Genomic DNA, 18,651 nt, shown 5'->3' on the forward strand with positions numbered 1-18,651 from the left:
CATGACGAGTATCGAGGAGCGCGTCGCGCAAGCCGTGACGCCCGAACTGATCGCCGCGTTCCGCGAGGAAGGTGCGGTCTGCATCAAGGGCATCTTCTCGCCCGACGAAGTCGCCGCGCTGCGCGCCGGCATCGACGCGAATCTCGCGCAGCCGAGCCCGCGCGCGAAAGTCGCAAGCCGGCCCGACGATCCGGGCTGGTTCTTCGAGGATTTCTGCAACTGGCAGCACAACGACGCGTATCGCGACTTCATCGTGCGCTCGCCCGCGCCGTCGGTGGCCGCCGCGCTGATGGGCACGGAGAACGTGCGGCTCCATCATGACCACCTGCTCGTGAAGGAGCCCGGCACGCGGCAGCGCACGCCGTGGCACCAGGACCAGCCGTACTACAACATCGAGGGCGACGACAACGTCAGCATGTGGATTCCGGTCGATCCGGTGCCGCTCGAATCGACGCTGGAATTCGTCGCGGGCTCGCATCGCGGGCCGTGGCTGATGCCGCGCACGTTCATGGACAAGGAAGCGAAGTGGTTTCCGGAAGGCAGCCTCGCGGACCTGCCCGACATCGAAGGCGACCGCGCGGCCTTCCCGATCCGCCATTGGGCGCTCGAGCCCGGCGACATGGTGTGCTTCCGGATGCTCACGCTGCACGCGTCGGGCGGTACGCAGAACCGTCGGCGCGCGTTCTCGATCCGCTTCGTCGGCGACGATATTCGTCACGCGCCGCGCCGCTGGAAGACGTCGCCCGATTTCCCCGGGCTCGCGGAGCAACTGCCCGATGGCGCGCCGCTCGACCACCCGCTGTTTCCGGTCGTGTGGTCGCGTGGCGCGGGGCAGGCCGGCGCGCTCTGACGCCGGCGGGCGGGCATGAACGACGCGGCGGCCGTTTTTTGACGAAACGGCCGCCGCGCGCTTTAGTGCGGGCCGGTGTTTGACGAAGGGTGCGTGACGAAGGATCAGGTCGGGTGGCGCCCGGCGCCCGGCTTGAAGCGCGAGCCGAGCCGGTAGCGGTTGCCCGGATGCAGGAAGTGCACGAACGTGACGGGCAACCCGTTCGTCCAGGTGCGGCGTGTGAGCGTGAGGCACGGCTCGTCGGCGCGCATGTCGAGCAGCCGCGCCTGTTCGCCGGTCGGCAGCGACGCATCGACCACGTGCTCGATTTCCAGTTCGTAGTGCGACACGTTGTTGTACAGGTACTCGGACGGCGGTTCGACCTGGAAATCCTGGTCGATGAAACCGGGCGCGGCGGCCGGGTTCACGTAGCGATCCTCGAGCTGGATCGGGCGGCCGTTTTCCTCGTGCACGCACACCACGTGAAAAACCGGCGTATTGACCGGTAGGCCGAACGCGGCCGCGACGTCGAACGACGCGGGCTCGCTCGACTGGCTCAGCACGCGGCAGCGGTATTCGTGCCCGCGCGCGCGGATTTCGTCGCGGATGTGCGCGATCATCAGCAGGTTCGACTGCGGCTTCACCTCGGCGACGAACGTGCCGACGCCCGCGATGCGCTTCAGCACGCCTTCCTCGGTCAGCTCGCGCAGCGCGCGGTTGACCGTCATGCGTGCGACGCCGAACTGCGCGGCGAGATCGAGCTCGGACGGAATGCGGTCGCCGGGGCGCCAGTCGCCCGAGTCGACGTTCTGTCGAACGAGCGTCTTGATCTGCTGGAACGGTGCGGTGGCCTTCGTGACCATCGGGGGATCCTTGCGCGAAGAGGTGGCGAGGCTAGTCGTCGTGACTGACGATGACCAGGATCTCCGCCTGCGCGGCGCCGAGGCTGCGCGTGCGGTGCGGGATGAGTGCGTTGAAATAGACTGAATCGCCGGTCTTGAGTTGCACCGTCTCGTTCGGGAATTCGATTTCGACGCGCCCCTTGTGCACGAACAGGAATTCCTCGCCTTCGTGCTCGCGGAACGTCGATGCGACGAATTCGTGCGGCGGATGCACGACGAACGGCAGCATCTTCTTCGGCGCGACGCCGGCCGCGATGCTCTCGAAGCGGTGTGCGTGGCTGTCGGCCGCCGCGCCCATCGCCGTGCGCTCGCCGGCGCGCGTGACCGTGATCAGCTCGCGGTTGCGGCTTTCCGAGAACAGCTGTTCGACATCGACATTCAGTGCCTTCGACAGCTTCAGCGCGACCGCGATCGACGGCACGCTCAGGCCGCGCTCGACTTTCGACAGGTAGCTCTTGGTGAGGCCCGTCTCGTCGGCCAGCACATCGAGCGTCCAGCCCTTCTGTTTTCTGAGCAGCTTCAGGCGAATCGTCATGGGGCGCCAGGTGTCCTTCGAAAAACCGATTGTAACGCATGACACAAAGTGTCCTGTGGTGTATCGTGTGTCACGTGTTCCCGGGAAAGCGGCGCGGACGGCGCGACCGACCCGGTCCATTCAGGAGGTGAACATGGCGGAAACGCTGAATCTGACGAAGGAGGCGCTGATCGCACTGGCGGAGCGGCGTCTCGACAACGAGGTGGGCGACAGCGGCTGGTCCGCGCGGCAGAAGCTCGCGCTCACGTGCCGGATCCTGTTCGATGCCGGCCACGATTCCGGCCTGGCCGGGCAGATCACCTGCCGCGCGGGCGACGCCGGCACGTACTACACGCAGCGGCTCGGGCTCGGTTTCGACGAGATCTCGGCCGCGAACCTGCTGCGCGTGAACGAGGATCTCGACGTCGTCGACGGCGAAGGCATCCCGAATCCGGCCAACCGGTTCCATACGTGGATCTATCGCGAGCGCCCGGACGTGAACTGCATCATCCATACGCATCCGGCGCATGTCGCGGCGCTGTCGATGCTCGAGCAGCCGCTCGTCGTGTCGCACATGGATACCTGCCCGCTGTACGACGATTGCGCGTTCCTGAAGGACTGGCCCGGCGTGCCGGTCGGCAACGAGGAGGGCGAGATCATCTCGAAGGCGCTCGGCAGCAAGCGCGCGATCCTGCTGTCGCATCACGGCCAGCTCGTGGTCGGCAAGACGATCGAGGAAGCGTGCATCCTCGCGCTGCTGATCGAGCGGGCCGCGAAGCTGCAACTGCTCGCGATGGCGGCCGGCGAGATCAGGCCGGTGCCGCCGGCGCTGGCGCGCGAAGCGCACGACTGGATTTCGAAGCCGAAGCGCGACGCGGTGACCTTCGACTACTACGCGCGCAGGGCATTGCGCACGCATCGGGACTGCGTCGCGTGAGCGGGCGATTCGCCGCCGCCGCGCCCGACCATCACTGAGGATTACTATCGTGTCCATCCTGCTGAAAGGCATCATTGCCTACCCGGTTACACCGTTCTCCGCCGACGGCGGCGTCGACCTCACGGCGCTCGACGCGCTGATCGAGCGCCTGATTGCCGACGGCGTCCACGCGATCGCGCCACTGGGCAGTACCGGCGAGAGCGCGTACCTGTCCGACGCCGAATGGGAGGCGGTCGCCACCGCGTCGATCCGCGCGGTGCGCCGGCGCGTGCCGACCGTCGTCGGTATTTCCGATCTCGCCACGGCGGGCGCGGTGCGCCGCGCGCGCTTCGCCGAGCAGGCCGGCGCCGATGCGGTGATGGTGCTGCCGGTGTCGTACTGGAAGCTCGGTCACGACGAGATCGTCGCGCACTATCGCGCGATCGGCGCTGCCATCGGCATCCCGATCATGCTGTACAACAACCCCGCGACGAGCGGCGTCGACATGTCGCCCGACCTGATCGCGACGATCTGCCGGACCGTCGACAACGTGACGATGGTGAAGGAGAGCACGGGCGACATCGGGCGGATGCACCGTCTCGCGCAACTGAGCGACGGCGCGATTCCGTTCTACAACGGCAGCAACCCGATGGCGCTTGCCGCGCTCGCGGCCGGCGCGGCCGGATGGTGCACGGCCGCGCCGAACCTGAATGCGGCGTTGCCGCTGGCGCTGTTCGACGCGATGCGCGCGGGCGATCTGGCACGCGCCCGGGCGGTTTTTCAGGCGCAGCTGCCGCTGCTGCAGTTCATCGTCAACGGTGGCTTGCCGGTGACCGTGAAGGCCGGGCTGCGCCTGTGCGGCTTCGATGCCGGCGAACCGAGGAAACCGCTGATGCCGCTCGGCGACGCGCGTACACGCGAACTCGAACGCCTGCTGGCGGCATTGCCTGACGGTGTGACGACATGAGCGACGCGGCACGGCCGGCGATCTCGGCCGTTATCGGCGCGGTGCGGATCGGCGCGAGCCGGCCGCTGGCGGGCACGCCGCACGCCAGCGCGATCGACAAGCAGCCGGTCGGATCGCGCTTGTGGCTGGGCGCGCTCGGTTTTGCCGGCGACGAGCAGGCCGATGCGCGGCATCACGGCGGCCCCGACAAGGCGGTGCACCACTATGCGCACGATCACTACGCATGGTGGGCCGCGCAGATCGGCGCGCGCGACGTGCTCGCGCAACCGGGTGCGTTCGGCGAGAACCTGTCGACGCACGGCGTGACCGAGCACGACGTGTGTCTCGGCGACGAGTTCACGCTCGGCGGCGCCGTGCTTCAGGTGTCGCAGTCGCGGCAGCCGTGCTGGAAGCTCAACGCGCGCTTCGATCATCCGCGGATGGCCGCGCTCGTGCAGCAGAGCGGCCGGACCGGCTGGTATTACCGCGTGCTGCAGGCGGGCTGGGTGGCGCCGGGCGACGTGCTGGCGCTGCAGCGGCGCGTCTATCCGCAATGGACGTTGTCGGCGGTGCTCGACGTGCTGTACCGGCGCACGCTCGACATGGCCGCGCTCGACGCGCTGTGCGAGGTCCCGATACTGCCGGCCGGCTGGCGCAAGCTGCTCGACAGGCGCCGGGCGGAGCGGCGGGTCGAAGACTGGACGAAGCGGCTCGAAGGACGTTGACGTTCGGCGTGGCTCAGTGGCCCGGCAGTTCCCGCACGTCGGCGGTCGGTACCGAGCCGAACGCATCGCTCAGTGCATGGCCGATCAACTGCCGCGCGGCCGCCTCGGGCGTCGCGAGCGCGCCGCTCGACTTCAACTGGTCGAATTTCTCGCGCATCGGGAAGTTGTCTTCGCTGGTCGAGCGGATCGTTGCCTGCATGCCCGTGTCGACGACGCCCGGCGCGACGCTGCAGATCCGCAACGCGCGGTTCGCGTCGAGCGCGACCGCGCGCGCATGATGATCGAGCGCGGCCTTGGTCGCGCAGTAGACGCTCCAGCCCGCGTACGCGTTGCGCGCCGCGCCGCTCGATACGTGCAGGATCCGGCATTCGGTCGTGGCCGATGCCGCTTGCGCGAGCGTGGCCGACAGCATCAGCGGCGCCGCGACGTTCACGCCGACCGCGCGCGCGACGATCGCCGGATCCTGCGCGGCGAGCGGGCCGATCGGATCGACGATGCCCGCGTTGTTGAACAGCAGCACGATCGACGCGCCGTCGACGAAGCGGCGCAGCGTGTCGCCGGCCAGCCATGCCGCGACGGCCGGCGTGTCCGACAGGTCGAGTTCGATTTCGGTGAATCGGTCGCCGGCTTGCGACGCGAGCGTCGGATGACGGCCGCGCGACACGCCCAGCACGGCGATGCCTTCCAGCAGCAGCTGTTCGGCGAGCGACGCGCCGAGGCCGCGCGTGTGTCCGGTGACGATGGCGCGCACGTGCGGTGCGGGAGAGGATGCGGTCATGGCGGTGAGCGGGTCGAAGGGGTGAATGGATGAGCGGATGAGCGGCGTCGACGGGCGACGCGCATGCACGGCGGCATGGCGTGCGGGACGGGCGATGCGTGGTGATGCGTGCGAAAGCGCTCGCGCGGCGCCGCGGACGTCGGGGTGACGCATATCGTAGCGCTGGCATGCGTGTCGCGCAAACGCCGCCGCGTGCGAGGCGGCGGAATCGCCGTCACGGCGCGCATCCGTCGCCGCGCGGCGACGGCCGGCAGGCAGGGCGGGCGAAAGCCGGCTGCGGCAAGTGCGCGCGCCGGCGCGGCGAGCGGCACCGGGCCATGCGTCGCGAGCTATCATATGGCTCGCCCGTGCGCGATGCCGGACGGGCCGCGACTGTTTCCCTTCACCTGCTGCACGCTGCGACGCCACTCATGACCACCACGCCGGATACGCCCACGCCACGCGCCCTTCGCGAACTCACGCCCCTCGAGGCCCGCATTCTCGGTGTGCTCGTCGAGAAACAGCACACGGTGCCGGACACCTATCCGCTGTCGCTGAATGCGCTGACCGCGGGCTGCAACCAGAAAACCGCGCGCTCGCCGGTGATGAACGTCAGCGAGGACGAAGTCACGACCGCGCTCGACGGGCTGAAGCACCTGAGCCTCGTGATGGAAGGCAGCAGCAGCCGCGTGCCGCGTTTCGAGCACAACGCGAACCGCGTGCTCGGCATCCCGAGCCAGGCGATCGCGCTGCTGACGATCCTGCTGCTGCGCGGCCCGCAAACGGCCGCCGAGCTGCGCCTGAACAGCGCGCGCCTGCACGGTTTCGCGGATATCTCGTCGGTCGAGGCGTTCCTCGACGAACTCGCGGCGCGCGCGCAGCCGCTCGTCGTCCGGTTGCCGCGTGCGCCGGGCGCGCGCGAGAACCGCTGGATGCACCTGATGTGCGGCGAAGTGAACGTGGCCGACTTCGCGGGTGCGGAGGCCGGCGGCGCGGATTCCGTGCCGCCTTCGGAATTCGAAGCGCTGAAGGCTGAACAGAAGCGCCTCGCGGATGAAGTGGCGCGACTGAATGCGCTGGTTCTGCGGATGGCCGGCGAACTCGGCATCGACGTCGACGCGCAAGGCGACGCGTCCTGACACGAGCGACTGCGGTTCATGCGCCCTCGCCCGACCCGGTCGTTATGCGGCCGGGCGGGGGCGCGATGCGGATGCCGGCCGCACCGCCTTATTACTTCAGCTTGACGCCCGGTACGAGATAACGCGCGCCGCCCGGCCTCAGGATCGGCGCGAGCGACGCAAACGGCACATCGAGTTGCGGCCCGAGACAGGCGCCCATCGCGTGGCCGATCCCGGATACGACGAACGACAGCTTGCCGGGTGCGTCGAGTTCGAACGCCAGATACTCGGGGAACACGTCCGCGCACGACAGCGAGACGTCTTTGCCGTCTGTCACTTGAAGACCGTGTGTTGCCTTGTCGCGCAACTGCGTAATGAAACTCACCAGCGCGGGGCTCGTTCCCGGGTCGCCGTCCTTGCCTGTCGCAGCCGCGTCGATCACGCGATTCCAGTCGAGGTACGTACCACGCAGCAGGTCGAACGTGACCGGATCGTAGTGATTGTCCGGGTACGCGCCGCCGCAGAACAGGCTGCCCGATTCCACGATACCTAACACCGCGCGCGACAGCCACGTGACCGTTACGTGCTCGTCGTCGTAACTGCCGAGCGTACCGGCTGCCGGCCCGTCGTCCGTATAGCGCGTCGCCGCGCATTCGAGCGCTGCGAGACTCATCTGCCAGTGCCGTTGTTCCAGCAGATGGTTGACCCGTGCCATCACGGCCGGATCGGGATGGCGGCTCAGCCGCGGATACGCGAGCACGGTGCGCGGGTCGCTCCACATCCGGTAGGCAACCAGGCCGTCGCCGATCTCGGCGCCCACCGGCCGTACGTGCCCGGCAAGCTTCAGCGTGGCATAGGGGGCGTGCTGCATGTCGATCTCCGCGCTGCGCGCGATGCCGCTGCCGACACCCCCCGCGGATACCGCGGTGATCGCTTCGACCGACCCGGGCGCAACCGCGTCGGGATCGTATTCAGCGACGCGCCGCAGCGTGAAGCTACGCGTCTTGCCGGAGCGTGTGTCGGTCCAGCGGCCGCGATAGCCGGCCTTGTCCCGCGTGCCTTGCCAGGTGGTCGCGGCATGATCGAAATTGGCTTGCTCGCGGTATCCCAACGGACTGCGCGCGTCGTCCGGCAACTGCGTTCGCACGAGCGGTTCGACCAGTTGCGCGGGCGTGCCGCGCAGCGGAATATCGACGCCGTGCTGCGCATAGAAGTAGCGGCCCGAGATCGAGCCGTCCGCAGCCGGGCGATCGTCGAGTTCCATCACGACGGCTCCGGCACCTTGCAGCGTGCCTTCGTAGACCGTGCGCGGCGCGGCATGCGCGAAGCCTGCGTGCAGCGCGACCAGCACCAGGACAATCCGGATCAGCGGGCGCATCACCAGCGGCACCCGGTCTGTTCGGACGCATCGACATCCAGCGCGCGGCCGAACGCGGTCTGCTTGCCGGTGCGCGCGTTGGTGTAAGTCATCGAATAGACCATCGCGCCCTGGGTCATCATTTCGTAGCGCCCGTTGACCTTGCCGCCGACCATTTCGACCCAAGTCGTCGTGTACTGGTGCGGACGGTTTTCGTCGAGCACCTCATCCTCCTCGTGTTCGATCACCAGGGGCAGGGCCGCTTTCGAATGCGCATAGCGCACCATGCCGCCCGACCATTTGACCGCATCATCATAGTAGGTGCGCATCTCGAAGCGCACGGGTTTGTCGCCGTCCGACCTGAAGCAGAACACGTCGGTGGATACCTTGGCGAGTGCCGGCAGCGACACGCAAAGCAGCACGGCTGCGAAGAGTTTTTTCATGATGGCGTGAGGGAAACGAAGTGGCCAATCAACCGACGCTGATCCGCGAAGCGCCCGCATCGACGAGCCGAAACAGCAGATCCTCGACGGCCGTTTCGGGCGCGGAGCCGAGATCCGCATGGACGCGCCAACCCTGTTCCGCGCGAACCGGTTCCGACAGGTAATGAACGATCCCGTGCAGGCCGCTTTCGGCCGGTGTGTTCTCGTCGTCGGCATCGAACCACGCGAAGAACCATGCCTTGAACGCGTCGGCCGCCGCGCTTTCGTCGAGACCGTCGGCCTCGATCGCGGCCCAGTCCCACACGAACGGGCAGATCGACACGGCCGCCGTGTCGAGATCGAACGCGAACGGCTCGAAATCCAGCTGCGTGGCGGAATCGACCATCGCCGGCTGGCCGGCCGATTCGCCTTCGGTCGCGATGATGTCGGCCCGGCACGGCAGCGCGAGCGGCCCTTCGGTGGCGAGCGTGCCGTCGGCATGCCGGTAGGCCGGTTCGGCGATCACGGCCGGTTGTGCGGCCGCTTTCGCGAGCAGGTCGGCATACGGTTGGCGAATGGCGCGGAGCAGTTCGGAGACGGTCATCGTGGCGTGTCGGCTGGGCAGGAAACGATCGGTCACAGGCAGGCGGTGCGCCGTGCGGCCGGCATCGCACGACGCGGCCGCTTCGGTACCCGACAGCCGTGATCGTACGGTACTTCCGCAAAACGCGGACAGTCGGCCGAACGGCCGGCGCGCCCCGCATCGTGCGGCGGCGCGTTTAGACGTTTACCTTCAAACAATGGAAAACGCCCGTCGAGCGCGTTCTCGATGTGCTTCAATTAATCCGGTTTGTACTCCTACTAAAACGACGAATTCAGAACAGGCCGGATCAATCTTTCACAGGAGACAGTCGATGGCACGGAAACGGTTTTGACGCGGCGCACACGATGGTCTGCAACACCGCCGAACTTCCTTCGATGAGAGCTGGTTATCCCAGGGGCCCCAACCATGTCCTCCAGACGTTTCATGCTGGCCGTGGCAGCCGTATCCGCCGCGCTGGCGGTCGCCGCACCGCCGGCCAGCGCCGGCGCACCGGCCGTGTCCGATCCGTTCTATACCTACACCGGCACCACGCCGCTGGCATCGATTCCACCGGGCACGGTGCTCAAGACGCGCAACGTCACCTATCACGTGGCCGGCATTCCGACCGCGCTGACCGCGCAGCAGTTGCTGTATCGCACCAATAACGCGCTGAACCAGCCGGTCGTGAACGTGACGTCGGTGATCCGGAGCCAGGTCAGCAACGGCCGGGCCATCTCGTACCAGTCGGCTTACGATTCGCTGAACCCGTACGACGAGCCGTCGCAGGTGATCGCCGGCGACCGCGACGTCACGAAGATCATCAACGTCGGCACGCTGCTCTACAGCGCGGAATCGATTCCGCTGTCGACGCTGCTGCTGCTCGGCTACAACGTCATCGTGCCCGACACGGAAGGCCAGACGGCCGACTTCGCCGCCGGCCCCGAATACGGGATGACCACGCTCGATTCGATCCGCGCGGCGCTCAATACGCCGTCGACCGGCCTGAGTCCGTCGAGCAAGGTCGCGATGATCGGCTATTCCGGCGGCGCGATCGCGACGAACTGGGCCGCGCAGCTCGCGCCGAGCTATGCACCCGAGATCAACAGGCAGCTCGTCGGCGCGGCGGAAGGCGGTGTGCTGGTCGACCCCGCGCACAACCTGCGTTATGTCGACGGCAGCATCGTGTGGGGCGGCGTGGCCGCGGCCGCGCTGGCCGGGCTGTCGCGCGGCTACGGATTCGACCTGACGCCCTATCTCAGCGATACCGGCGTCGCCGTGTTCAACGACATCCAGAGCCAGTCGCTCGCGTACATCCTGCCGAAATACACGGGGCTGCACTGGGGCACGCTGTTCAAGCCGCAATACGCGAACGACATCAACAGCATTCCCGCGTACGTGACGTATGCCAACAAGGTGAATGCCGGGCTGGCCGCATCGCCGACGATCCCGATGTTCATCGGCCAGGGCACGGCGGGTGCGCTGGACGGCACCTTCAGCAGCCAGGTGGGTGACGGCGTGATGCTCGCGTACGACGTGCGCGCGCTCGCGCAGAAGTTCTGCGCCAGCGGCACGCCGGTGACGTACACCGAGTATCCGCTCGAGCATGCCGGGGCGATCGTGCCGTGGGTGGCCGGCATGCTGCCGTGGCTCTACGACCGTTTCAACGGGAAAGCCGCGCCGAGCAACTGCTGGCTGACGTCGCTGCTGCCGAGCAATTCGCTGGCGCCCGAGACGCTGCACTAGCCGCATCGCACCGCACCGCACCGTACCGTACCGCGAGGCGCATGGCCGGGCGACCCTTCACGGGTCGCTTTTTTCATTCCGGGATTGATCCCGATCGCATCAACGCGGCCTTTGCCGCGCCCGGCCCTCCCGCCGGAACCCTTTGTCGCCCCGCCCGGGTGCCATAATCGAGCCTGCTCATCATTACAGACGTCCCCCGGAGAATCACCATGCAGAACCTCGACAATCCTTCCCACGATCGCGAGGTAGGCAGTGCCGACGCGACGCAGGACACCACGCGCATCGACGACGTCCGCATCGGCGCCGTGCGCCCGCTGATTTCGCCCGCGCTGCTGCTGGACGAGCTGCCGGTGCCGGCCGCCACGCAGACGCTCGTCGAGGACACGCGCCGCGCGATCGGCGACATCCTGCACGGCCGCGACGACCGGCTGCTGCTCGTCGTCGGCCCGTGTTCGATTCACGATCACGACCAGGCGCTCGACTACGCACGCCGGCTGAAGGCCGCCGCCGATGCGCTGAAGGACGACCTGCTGATCACGATGCGCGTCTACTTCGAGAAACCGCGCACGACGGTCGGCTGGAAGGGCTACATCAACGACCCGCGCCTCGACGGCAGCTTCCGCATCAACGAAGGGCTGCGTGCCGCGCGGCAATTGCTGCTCGACATCAACGCACTGGGCCTGCCGGCGTCGACCGAATTCCTCGACCTGCTGAGCCCGCAATACATCGCCGACCTGATCGCATGGGGCGCGATCGGCGCGCGCACGACGGAGAGCCAGAGCCACCGCCAGCTCGCGTCGGGCCTGAGCTGCCCGATCGGTTTCAAGAACGGCACCGACGGCGGCGTGCAGGTCGCGTCGGACGCGATCGTCGCGGCGGCCGCGAGCCATGCGTTCATGGGGATGACGAAGATGGGGATGGCCGCGATCTTCGAGACGCGCGGCAACGACGATGCGCACGTGATCCTGCGCGGCGGCAAGAACGGCCCGAACTACGACGCCGAACATGTCGAGGCGAGCTGCGCGGTGCTGCGCAAGGCCGGGTTGCGCGAACAGGTGATGGTCGACTGCTCGCATGCAAACTCGAACAAGTCGCATGAGCGGCAGATCGAGGTCGCACAGGATCTCGCGCGGCAGCTGTCGCAGGGCGAGCAGCGGATCGTCGGCGTGATGGTCGAGAGCCATCTCGAGGCAGGGCGGCAGGACCTGAAGCCGGGCGTGCCGCTGAAGTACGGCGTATCGATCACGGATGCATGCCTGAGCTGGACGCAGACGGAGCCGGTGCTCGACGTGCTGGCCGACGCCGTGCGGCAACGGCGTGCACAGTCGCGCAACGCATGACACGGACGATACCGGCATGACCGATTTCCCTTCCGACGCACCGGCTGTCCCGGGCGAACCCGCTGCTTCCGGCGGGGCGGCGACGGTGCCGCCCGGCAAGCTGTTCACGATGGCGGGCATAGGCTGGGCGGCGTTTCTCGGCTCGCCGCTCGCCGGCGGCATCCTGCTCGCGGCGAACGCGCGGCGTCTCGGCCACCGCGCGCTCGCGCAGCGGCAGATTCTCGTCACGGCACTCGTCACGCTCGTGTCGATCGTGCTTTACGCGGCGGCGGACGTTCCGGAAACCGCGGCGGTGCCCCACGCGCTCGTGCATGTGGTCGTCATTGCCGGCCTCGCCGGGACGATCGTCTATGCACGGCACGCGCAGCGCGCGGCCGTCGACGCTCACCGGGCGGCCGGCGGTGCACTGCAATCGAACTGGTGTGCGGCGGGCATCGGCCTGCTGACGCTGCTCGGCGTCTGGCTGTCGATTGCGACGGCGATCGTCGTGCTGGGTGTTGCGGGTGTGCTGAACTTCGACAACGACCTGCGGCTCGTGCGCGACTATCCGGCGCCCGCGGAACTGCGTCTGCCTGCGGGATGGCGGGTCGCGAACCAGCCGGAGGATCGCGGCGACGCGACCTACCGGATCCGGCGCTTCAGGTTCGGGCTGATCTCGGCCGGGATCGAGTTCGTCATCGGCGACAAGAGCGACGATGCCCTGTCGAGCCTCTGCGACGGGTGGGACGAGGGAGGCGGGGAAGGGGGCGGCGCGACCGAATCGCCGCACGCGGCAAACGAAACGATAGCCGGCAGGCCCGCACTGACTTGCGAGCACAAGGAGACGCTCGGCGACGCAGTCGTCCACCAGGCGGTCGTGGCGACTGCCGGCGACACGAAGACCTGCGCGCTGATCTACACGGCGCGCGAGGAGAACTACGCGCGTTATCTGCCGGAGTTCGATCGCGTTCGCGATTCGCTGCGTTGTCCGTAGTGTCGCCATCGCGCGGGGCGGGTGACGGGTGCTGCGTCATCGCGTCCGATGCAGCGTTGCGCGAGTGGCGCTAACATGGGCCGGTGCGATGTGTCGCGCGCGGGCCGCCGGGCTTCGCGCGGTGCATGCACGGCGGCGGCTCGGCCGGCCGCCGCGACCGACAACAATTCACCGGAGTGCACAACAGCATGGCTTTCTACAAGACCCTCATCGTAGCAACCGTCCTCGCCTCGAGCGTCAGCGCGCATGCGCAGATCGCAGGTGCGCAGCCGATCAGCGTCACCGTCGAGCAATCGCAGGCGCTGCTCGAAGGCTGGAGCGTGAAGAAGAGCGTGCTCGGCAAGGCCGTCTACAACGACGACAACCAGAAGGTCGGCACCGTGCGCGACCTGATCGTCGCGCCGGACGGCTCGGTGTCCGCGGCGATCGTGTCGGCCGGCGGCTTCCTCGGCGTGGCCGCGCACGACGTCGCGGTGCCGATCGCGTCGCTCGACGTCCGCAAGGGCAACATCTACCTGCCGGGCGCGACGAAGGAAGCGCTGAAGGCGACGCCGGCGTTCCAGTACGCGAAGGTGCCGTCGCCGCCGAAGCCGAAGAAGGTCGACGACAAGCACTGATCGTCGATTCGATGCATCGCCGCCCAGCGCGCACCGCGTCGGGGCCGGCGACCGTCGTTCGTCGATGGCCATGCGAGTCGGCGCGAGTCGGCGGCGGCTCGGCCTCGCATCGTGGCTCCGGGCGAATTGCCTCGACGATCGATGCCGATGCAACTGCGCATCGCGCGCGAATCGGCGCGGTGCGCCGTCACACGCCGTGAATGCCGCACATGCCGGCGATCAGATCGCCGGCTTCTCCTCGCCCACCCATACCCCGCTGAACCCGAACGAAACCGGCCCGCTCAGGAGCACGCTGCCGGTACCGTCCCATCGAACGGTGACGTCGCCGCCGTCGCAGGTCACCCGCACCGTATCGTCGAGCAGCCCGCGCCGGATGCCGTTGACGACCGCACCGCACGAACACGATCCCGAACCGAGCGGCACGCCGCCGCCGCGCTCCCAGATGCGCAGGCGAATATGCGTGCGATCGATGACCTGAACGAAATGCACGTTGGTTTTCTGCGGAAACAGCGGATGCGTTTCGATGGCGGAGCCGAGTGCCGCGACGTCGATCGCGCGGAGATCGTCGACGAAGAACGTGCAATGCGGGTTGCCCATGTTGCAGGCGGCCGGCGCGCCGGGCAGCGGCAGCGCGAGGGTGTCGAGTGCGTCGGCGACCGGCACGTCCCGCCAGCCGGTGAGCGGCGTGCCCATCTCGACGGTGATCAGCCCGTTCGTCTCCCTCGAACACACGAGATAACCGCGGCGGGTCCGCAGCACGAGCGACGCCATGCCGGATTCCCGCATCAGCTTCCATGCGACGCCGCGCGTTGCGCTGCCGCAGGTGTCGAGCGGCGAGCCGTCGGCGTTCCAGAACGCGACGCGGGCCGCCGCGTCGTCGCAGTCCGACACGACGGCAAGCTGGTTGAAGCCGATGCCGCGGGGCCGGTCGCCCATGCGTCGCACGAGGTCGCGGTCGATACGCGGCAGGTGTTCCTGATCCTGACCGCGCAGGTCGACGATGACGAAGTCGTCGCCGTTTGCGTTCATCTTCTGAAATCCGATCGGCATGGCGGTTCCGGCAGAGAGACAGGTGAACACTGTACGTGGCCCGCCGTTCACGATCAATCGCGCGCCGGACGATATCTACCCAATCGGCATCTACGTAATTCTACGTAGCTCCGCATACGTAGTTAACCGCTTGTAAGCCTCCCCGGTCACACGGAATACTACGGCCCATCGCCGCGGCCTTTGCGAGACCGCGGCACGACGCATCGACGTCACGCGGGTTCGGCGCCTCGCCGCATCCACTCAAAAACACATTGGAGACCAGGAGACGCCATGAATCGGGCTTCCAGTACCCTGCTCTGGATTGCGGTCGCGCTGCTCGGCGCGTTCGCGTTCGGCACGATCGCACTCGCACACGGCGAGCGCGTCAGTGCCCTCTGGATCGTGATCGCCGCAGTCTGCGTGTATCTGATCGCGTATCGCTTCTACAGCCGTTTCATTGCCAGCAAGGTCATGCAGCTCGACGGGCTGCGGATGACGCCGGCCGTCAAGTACAACGACGGCCTCGACTACGTGCCGACCAACAAATACGTGCTGTTCGGCCATCACTTCGCCGCGATCGCCGGCGCCGGCCCGCTCGTCGGGCCCGTGCTCGCCGCGCAGATGGGCTACACGCCCGGCATGCTGTGGATCCTGGCCGGCGTCGTGTTCGCCGGCGCGGTGCAGGACTTCATCGTGCTGTTCATCTCGACGCGCCGCGACGGCCGTTCGCTCGGCGACCTCGTCAAGATGGAGCTCGGCACGGTGCCCGGCGTGATCGCGCTGTTCGGCGCGTTCCTGATCATGGTGATCATCCTCGCGGTGCTCGCGCTGATCGTCGTGAAGGCGCTGACCAATTCGCCGTGGGGCACGTTCACCGTCGCCGCGACGATTCCGATCGCGCTGTTCATGGGCGTCTACACGCGCTACATCCGTCCGGGCCGCATCGGCGAAGTGTCGATCATCGGCTTCGTGCTGCTGATGGCGTCGATCGCGTTCGGCCAGCACGTGCACGATTCGCCGACGCTCGCCGCGTGGTTCACGTTCACCGGCACGCAGCTCACGTGGATCCTGATCGGCTACGGCTTCGTCGCATCGGTGCTGCCGGTGTGGCTGCTGCTCGCGCCGCGCGACTACCTGTCGACCTTCCTGAAGATCGGCACGATCCTCGGCCTCGCGATCGGCATCCTCGTCGTCGCGCCGGAACTGAAGATGCCCGCGCTGACGAAGTTCGTCGACGGCACGGGCCCGGTGTGGTCGGGCAACCTGTTCCCGTTCCTGTTCATCACGATCGCGTGCGGCGCCGTGTCGGGCTTCCATGCGCTGATCTCGTCGGGTACGACGCCGAAGCTGATCGACAACGAAACCAACGCGCGCTTCATCGGTTACGGCGCGATGCTGATGGAATCGTTCGTCGCGATCATGGCGCTGGTTGCCGCGTGCGTGATCGAGCCGGGCATCTACTTCGCGATGAACGCACCGGCCGCCGTGCTCGGCTCGACGCCGGAAGCGGTGGCCAACACGGTCACGCAGTGGGGCTTCGTGCTGACGCCGGACATGCTGACGCAGACCGCGAAGGCCGTCGGCGAAACGACGATCATCGCGCGCGCGGGCGGCGCGCCGACGCTGGCCGTCGGCATGGCGCACATCCTGCACCAGGTGATCGGCGGCGAAGCGATGATGGCGTTCTGGTATCACTTCGCGATCCTGTTCGAAGCGCTGTTCATCCTGACGGCCGTCGACGCCGGCACGCGCGCGGGCCGCTTCATGCTGCAGGACCTGCTCGGCACGTTCCACCCGGCGCTCAAGCGCACCGAGTCGCTGCCCGCGAACCTGGTCGCCACCGCGCTGTGCGTGGCCGCGTGGGGCTACTTCCTGTACCAGGGCGTGGTCGATCCGCTCGGCGGCATCAACACGCTGTGGCCGCTGTTCGGCATCTCGAACCAGATGCTGGCCGCGATCGCACTGGTGCTCGGCACCGTCGTGCTGTTCAAGATGAAGCGCGAGCGTTATGCGTGGGTGACGATCGTGCCGACCGTGTGGCTGCTGATCTGCACGCTGACCGCCGGCTGGCAGAAGATTTTCGACGCGAACCCGAAGGTCAGCTTCCTCGCGCACGCCGCGAAGCTGCAGGCCGCGGTGGACGAAGGCAAGGTGCTCGCGCCGGCGAAGTCGATCGCGCAGATGAAGCGGATCATCTTCAACGACTACATCGACGCGGCGCTGGCCGGGCTGTTCATCTTCGTCGTCGTGGCGATCGCGGTGTACGGCGTGCTCGCCGTGCTGCGCGCGCGCCGCGAGTCGAAGCCGACCGTGCGCGAGACGCCGTACGAAGCGATGCCGGCCGCGCAGGCGCTCGGCAGCGGACGTTGAGGGGAGGCCGCGATGTTCAGCGATCTTGGCAGCGACCTGCGCAGCGCGGGGCGTTACCTCGGGCAGGCGTTGCGGCTGATGGTCGGCCTGCCCGACTACGACACCTACGTTGCGCACATGCGCGAGACCCATCCGGACCGCGAGCCGATGACGTACGAGGAATTCTTCCGCGAGCGTCAGAATGCGCGGTACGGGTCAGGAGCAGGGAAGTGCTGTTGAGCGGTTGAAACGGCAGGAAAGAACGAAAAGGCGTCATGGCGTGAAAGCCATGACGCCTTTTTTCATGTCGCCGCAAGGCGACCGGCTCGTGCAACGCATGCCGTCGCGTGCGGCCGTCAGTCGTTGTCGTGACGGAGCGCAAGCACCGCGGCGGCCCCCGCGGCGAGCGCGATCAGCGTCAAGGCGACGGCGAAACCGGTCGCGCCTGCCGTGAAGCCGATGCGGTCGATCGCGTACCCGGTCATCACGGGCATCAGTCCCGCCGGGAGGTAGCCGCCGATGTTCATGACGGCGTTCGCCTCGGCGCGCCGCGCGTCCGGTACGTGCAGGCCGATCAGCGTCAGGCCGCCGAGCTGCCCGAGGCCTTGTCCCGCGCCCGCGAAGAGCGCCGCCGCGACGAGGACGGCAGCCGACGACGCATGCACGGCGATGCACAGCATCACCATCGACAGCGTGGTGGCGACCGTGCCGGCAACGAACGTCGTACGGATCGATCCGCGCCGCGCGACGAACTGGACACCGGTAGCGGCGATGAACATCGCGCAGGCCATGCCGCCCGCGAGCAGCGGGCTGCGCACGTGAAGAAGGCGTGCCAGCAACGACGGACCCAACGCAAGTACGAAGGAGGTCGCGGTGATGCCCGGCCCGAACACGGCGACACCGCTGGCGACATGGCGCCGGTTGTGAACCGGCACGGACGGCAGACGTAGCGGCGGCGCGGCGCCTGGCGCCTGCGCGGGCTGGTTGCGCGGCAGCCGCAGCGCGACGGCCAACGCGCTCAGCAGGATCACGAACTCGACGCCGAAGACGAGGGCGACCGGACGCGCGGCGGTTTGCGCGGCAATCCCGGCGAGCAACGGCCCGAGCCCCGCGCCGAGCACCATGGCGACCGACGCGAGCAGCGCGGCCTTGCGGCGCTCGGTGCCCGCGAGATCGATCACCGACGCCATGCCCGCCGACACGATCACGCCGACCGCGATACCCGTCAGCAAGCGGGCGACCGCGAGCATGGCGACGGACGACGCGGTCGCGAACAACGCGCACGCGATCAGCGCCGCGGCGAGGCCGGGCAGCAGGACCGGCTTGCGCCCGTAACGGTCCGAAAGCTGGCCGGCGACGAGCAGCGTACCCAGCAGGCCGGCGATGTAGAGCGCGAAGATGACGGTCAGCGTGCCGGACGAGAAACCGAGTGCGCGCTGCCAGGACACGTACAGCGGCGTCGGCGAGTTGGACAGCATGAACACGGCGGTGACCATCCAGGCGGCGTGTGCCATGCGAGGCGCGGAACGCG

Annotated in this window: 19 protein-coding genes; 11 read left to right on the forward strand and 8 right to left on the reverse strand. The window is 67.9% G+C overall.

Annotation, left to right across the window (positions count from 1 at the left end; genetic code table 11):
• The first annotated feature begins 1 nt into the window (after position 1).
• On the forward strand, positions 2-850 hold the full coding sequence (locus FOZ70_RS07855) for a phytanoyl-CoA dioxygenase family protein (protein ID WP_124841458.1): 849 nt from the start codon (positions 2-4) through the stop codon (positions 848-850).
• Positions 851-954: 104 nt separating this feature from the next.
• Here FOZ70_RS07855 and hutC read toward each other — a convergent pair whose 3' ends face one another.
• Together hutC and FOZ70_RS07865 are read right to left on the reverse strand one after the other, a co-directional pair.
• Positions 955-1,692 (reverse strand): histidine utilization repressor, encoded by a 738-nt coding sequence (gene hutC / locus FOZ70_RS07860; protein ID WP_048023760.1) that lies wholly within the window; start codon positions 1,690-1,692, stop codon positions 955-957.
• A gap of 31 nt (positions 1,693-1,723) precedes the next feature.
• Positions 1,724-2,266 carry an XRE family transcriptional regulator gene (locus FOZ70_RS07865; protein WP_021158662.1) on the reverse strand — a complete coding sequence of 181 codons (543 nt, stop codon included), beginning with the start codon at positions 2,264-2,266 and terminating at the stop codon, positions 1,724-1,726.
• 133 nt (positions 2,267-2,399) lie between these two features.
• On the opposite strand from FOZ70_RS07865, the gene FOZ70_RS07870 reads away from it, so the two are divergent.
• The 3 genes from FOZ70_RS07870 to FOZ70_RS07880 are packed head-to-tail and all read left to right on the forward strand — an operon-like array spanning position 2,400 to position 4,832.
• The gene (locus tag FOZ70_RS07870; RefSeq protein WP_219705433.1) at positions 2,400-3,182 is read left to right on the forward strand and encodes an aldolase; all 783 of its coding nucleotides are present in this window, start codon (positions 2,400-2,402) and stop codon (positions 3,180-3,182) included.
• 49 nt (positions 3,183-3,231) lie between these two features.
• Positions 3,232-4,128, forward strand: a complete 897-nt coding sequence (locus tag FOZ70_RS07875) for a dihydrodipicolinate synthase family protein (RefSeq protein WP_219705436.1) — start codon at positions 3,232-3,234, stop codon at positions 4,126-4,128.
• Positions 4,125-4,832 carry an MOSC domain-containing protein gene (locus FOZ70_RS07880; RefSeq protein ID WP_021158665.1) on the forward strand — a complete coding sequence of 236 codons (708 nt, stop codon included), beginning with the start codon at positions 4,125-4,127 and terminating at the stop codon, positions 4,830-4,832. Before FOZ70_RS07875 ends, FOZ70_RS07880 begins: the two co-directional genes overlap by 4 nt.
• A 13-nt stretch (positions 4,833-4,845) precedes the next feature.
• Here FOZ70_RS07880 and FOZ70_RS07885 read toward each other — a convergent pair whose 3' ends face one another.
• Positions 4,846-5,610 (reverse strand): SDR family oxidoreductase, encoded by a 765-nt coding sequence (locus FOZ70_RS07885; protein WP_219705439.1) that lies wholly within the window; start codon positions 5,608-5,610, stop codon positions 4,846-4,848.
• A gap of 410 nt (positions 5,611-6,020) precedes the next feature.
• Here FOZ70_RS07885 and FOZ70_RS07890 point away from each other — a divergent pair, with 410 nt between their 5' ends.
• Positions 6,021-6,728, forward strand: coding sequence for a YceH family protein (locus FOZ70_RS07890; RefSeq protein ID WP_059553165.1), 708 nt, complete (start codon positions 6,021-6,023; stop codon positions 6,726-6,728).
• 91 nt (positions 6,729-6,819) lie between these two features.
• Here the strand turns inward: FOZ70_RS07890 and FOZ70_RS07895 are convergent, their stop codons facing one another.
• From FOZ70_RS07895 to FOZ70_RS07905, 3 genes are read right to left on the reverse strand one after another with little or no spacing between them, the layout of a single operon-like run.
• Positions 6,820-8,085 carry a hypothetical protein gene (locus tag FOZ70_RS07895; protein ID WP_219705535.1) on the reverse strand — a complete coding sequence of 422 codons (1,266 nt, stop codon included), beginning with the start codon at positions 8,083-8,085 and terminating at the stop codon, positions 6,820-6,822.
• Positions 8,085-8,567, reverse strand: a complete 483-nt coding sequence (locus tag FOZ70_RS07900) for a hypothetical protein (RefSeq protein ID WP_258025568.1) — start codon at positions 8,565-8,567, stop codon at positions 8,085-8,087. The genes FOZ70_RS07895 and FOZ70_RS07900 overlap by 1 nt, the downstream gene beginning before the upstream one ends.
• On the reverse strand, positions 8,536-9,090 hold the full coding sequence (locus FOZ70_RS07905; RefSeq protein ID WP_060051116.1) for a hypothetical protein: 555 nt from the start codon (positions 9,088-9,090) through the stop codon (positions 8,536-8,538). Before FOZ70_RS07905 ends, FOZ70_RS07900 begins: the two co-directional genes overlap by 32 nt.
• Positions 9,091-9,495: 405 nt before the next feature.
• Between FOZ70_RS07905 and FOZ70_RS07910 the strand changes: the two genes are divergently transcribed.
• The 4 genes from FOZ70_RS07910 (at position 9,496) to FOZ70_RS07925 (ending at position 13,742) form a co-directional block, all read left to right on the forward strand.
• The gene (locus FOZ70_RS07910; protein WP_219705442.1) at positions 9,496-10,812 is read left to right on the forward strand and encodes a lipase family protein; all 1,317 of its coding nucleotides are present in this window, start codon (positions 9,496-9,498) and stop codon (positions 10,810-10,812) included.
• Positions 10,813-11,021: 209 nt separating this feature from the next.
• Positions 11,022-12,152, forward strand: a complete 1,131-nt coding sequence (locus FOZ70_RS07915; RefSeq protein ID WP_060051113.1) for a 3-deoxy-7-phosphoheptulonate synthase — start codon at positions 11,022-11,024, stop codon at positions 12,150-12,152.
• 16 nt (positions 12,153-12,168) lie between these two features.
• Complete coding sequence (locus tag FOZ70_RS07920) at positions 12,169-13,125, forward strand: hypothetical protein (RefSeq protein WP_219705445.1); 957 nt, start codon at positions 12,169-12,171, stop codon at positions 13,123-13,125.
• A gap of 188 nt (positions 13,126-13,313) precedes the next feature.
• Positions 13,314-13,742: a PRC-barrel domain-containing protein gene (locus FOZ70_RS07925; protein ID WP_219705450.1), complete on the forward strand. Its 429-nt coding sequence runs from the start codon at positions 13,314-13,316 to the stop codon at positions 13,740-13,742.
• Between the two features lie 219 nt (positions 13,743-13,961).
• On the opposite strand, the gene dapF is transcribed toward FOZ70_RS07925, so the two are convergent.
• Complete coding sequence (gene dapF, locus FOZ70_RS07930) at positions 13,962-14,792, reverse strand: diaminopimelate epimerase (protein WP_219705453.1); 831 nt, start codon at positions 14,790-14,792, stop codon at positions 13,962-13,964.
• 270 nt (positions 14,793-15,062) lie between these two features.
• Between dapF and FOZ70_RS07935 the strand changes: the two genes are divergently transcribed.
• Positions 15,063-17,141, forward strand: a complete 2,079-nt coding sequence (locus tag FOZ70_RS07935; RefSeq protein ID WP_021158673.1) for a carbon starvation CstA family protein — start codon at positions 15,063-15,065, stop codon at positions 17,139-17,141.
• 12 nt (positions 17,142-17,153) lie between these two features.
• The gene (locus FOZ70_RS07940) at positions 17,154-17,360 is read left to right on the forward strand and encodes a YbdD/YjiX family protein (RefSeq protein WP_006480280.1); all 207 of its coding nucleotides are present in this window, start codon (positions 17,154-17,156) and stop codon (positions 17,358-17,360) included.
• Between the two features lie 116 nt (positions 17,361-17,476).
• Here FOZ70_RS07940 and FOZ70_RS07945 read toward each other — a convergent pair whose 3' ends face one another.
• Positions 17,477-18,634 (reverse strand): MFS transporter, encoded by a 1,158-nt coding sequence (locus tag FOZ70_RS07945; protein WP_219705455.1) that lies wholly within the window; start codon positions 18,632-18,634, stop codon positions 17,477-17,479.
• Between the last annotated feature and the right edge of the window lie 17 nt (positions 18,635-18,651).

It is taken from the genome of Burkholderia sp. COPS, assembly GCF_019425585.1.
GTDB classification, from domain to species: domain Bacteria; phylum Pseudomonadota; class Gammaproteobacteria; order Burkholderiales; family Burkholderiaceae; genus Burkholderia; species Burkholderia cepacia.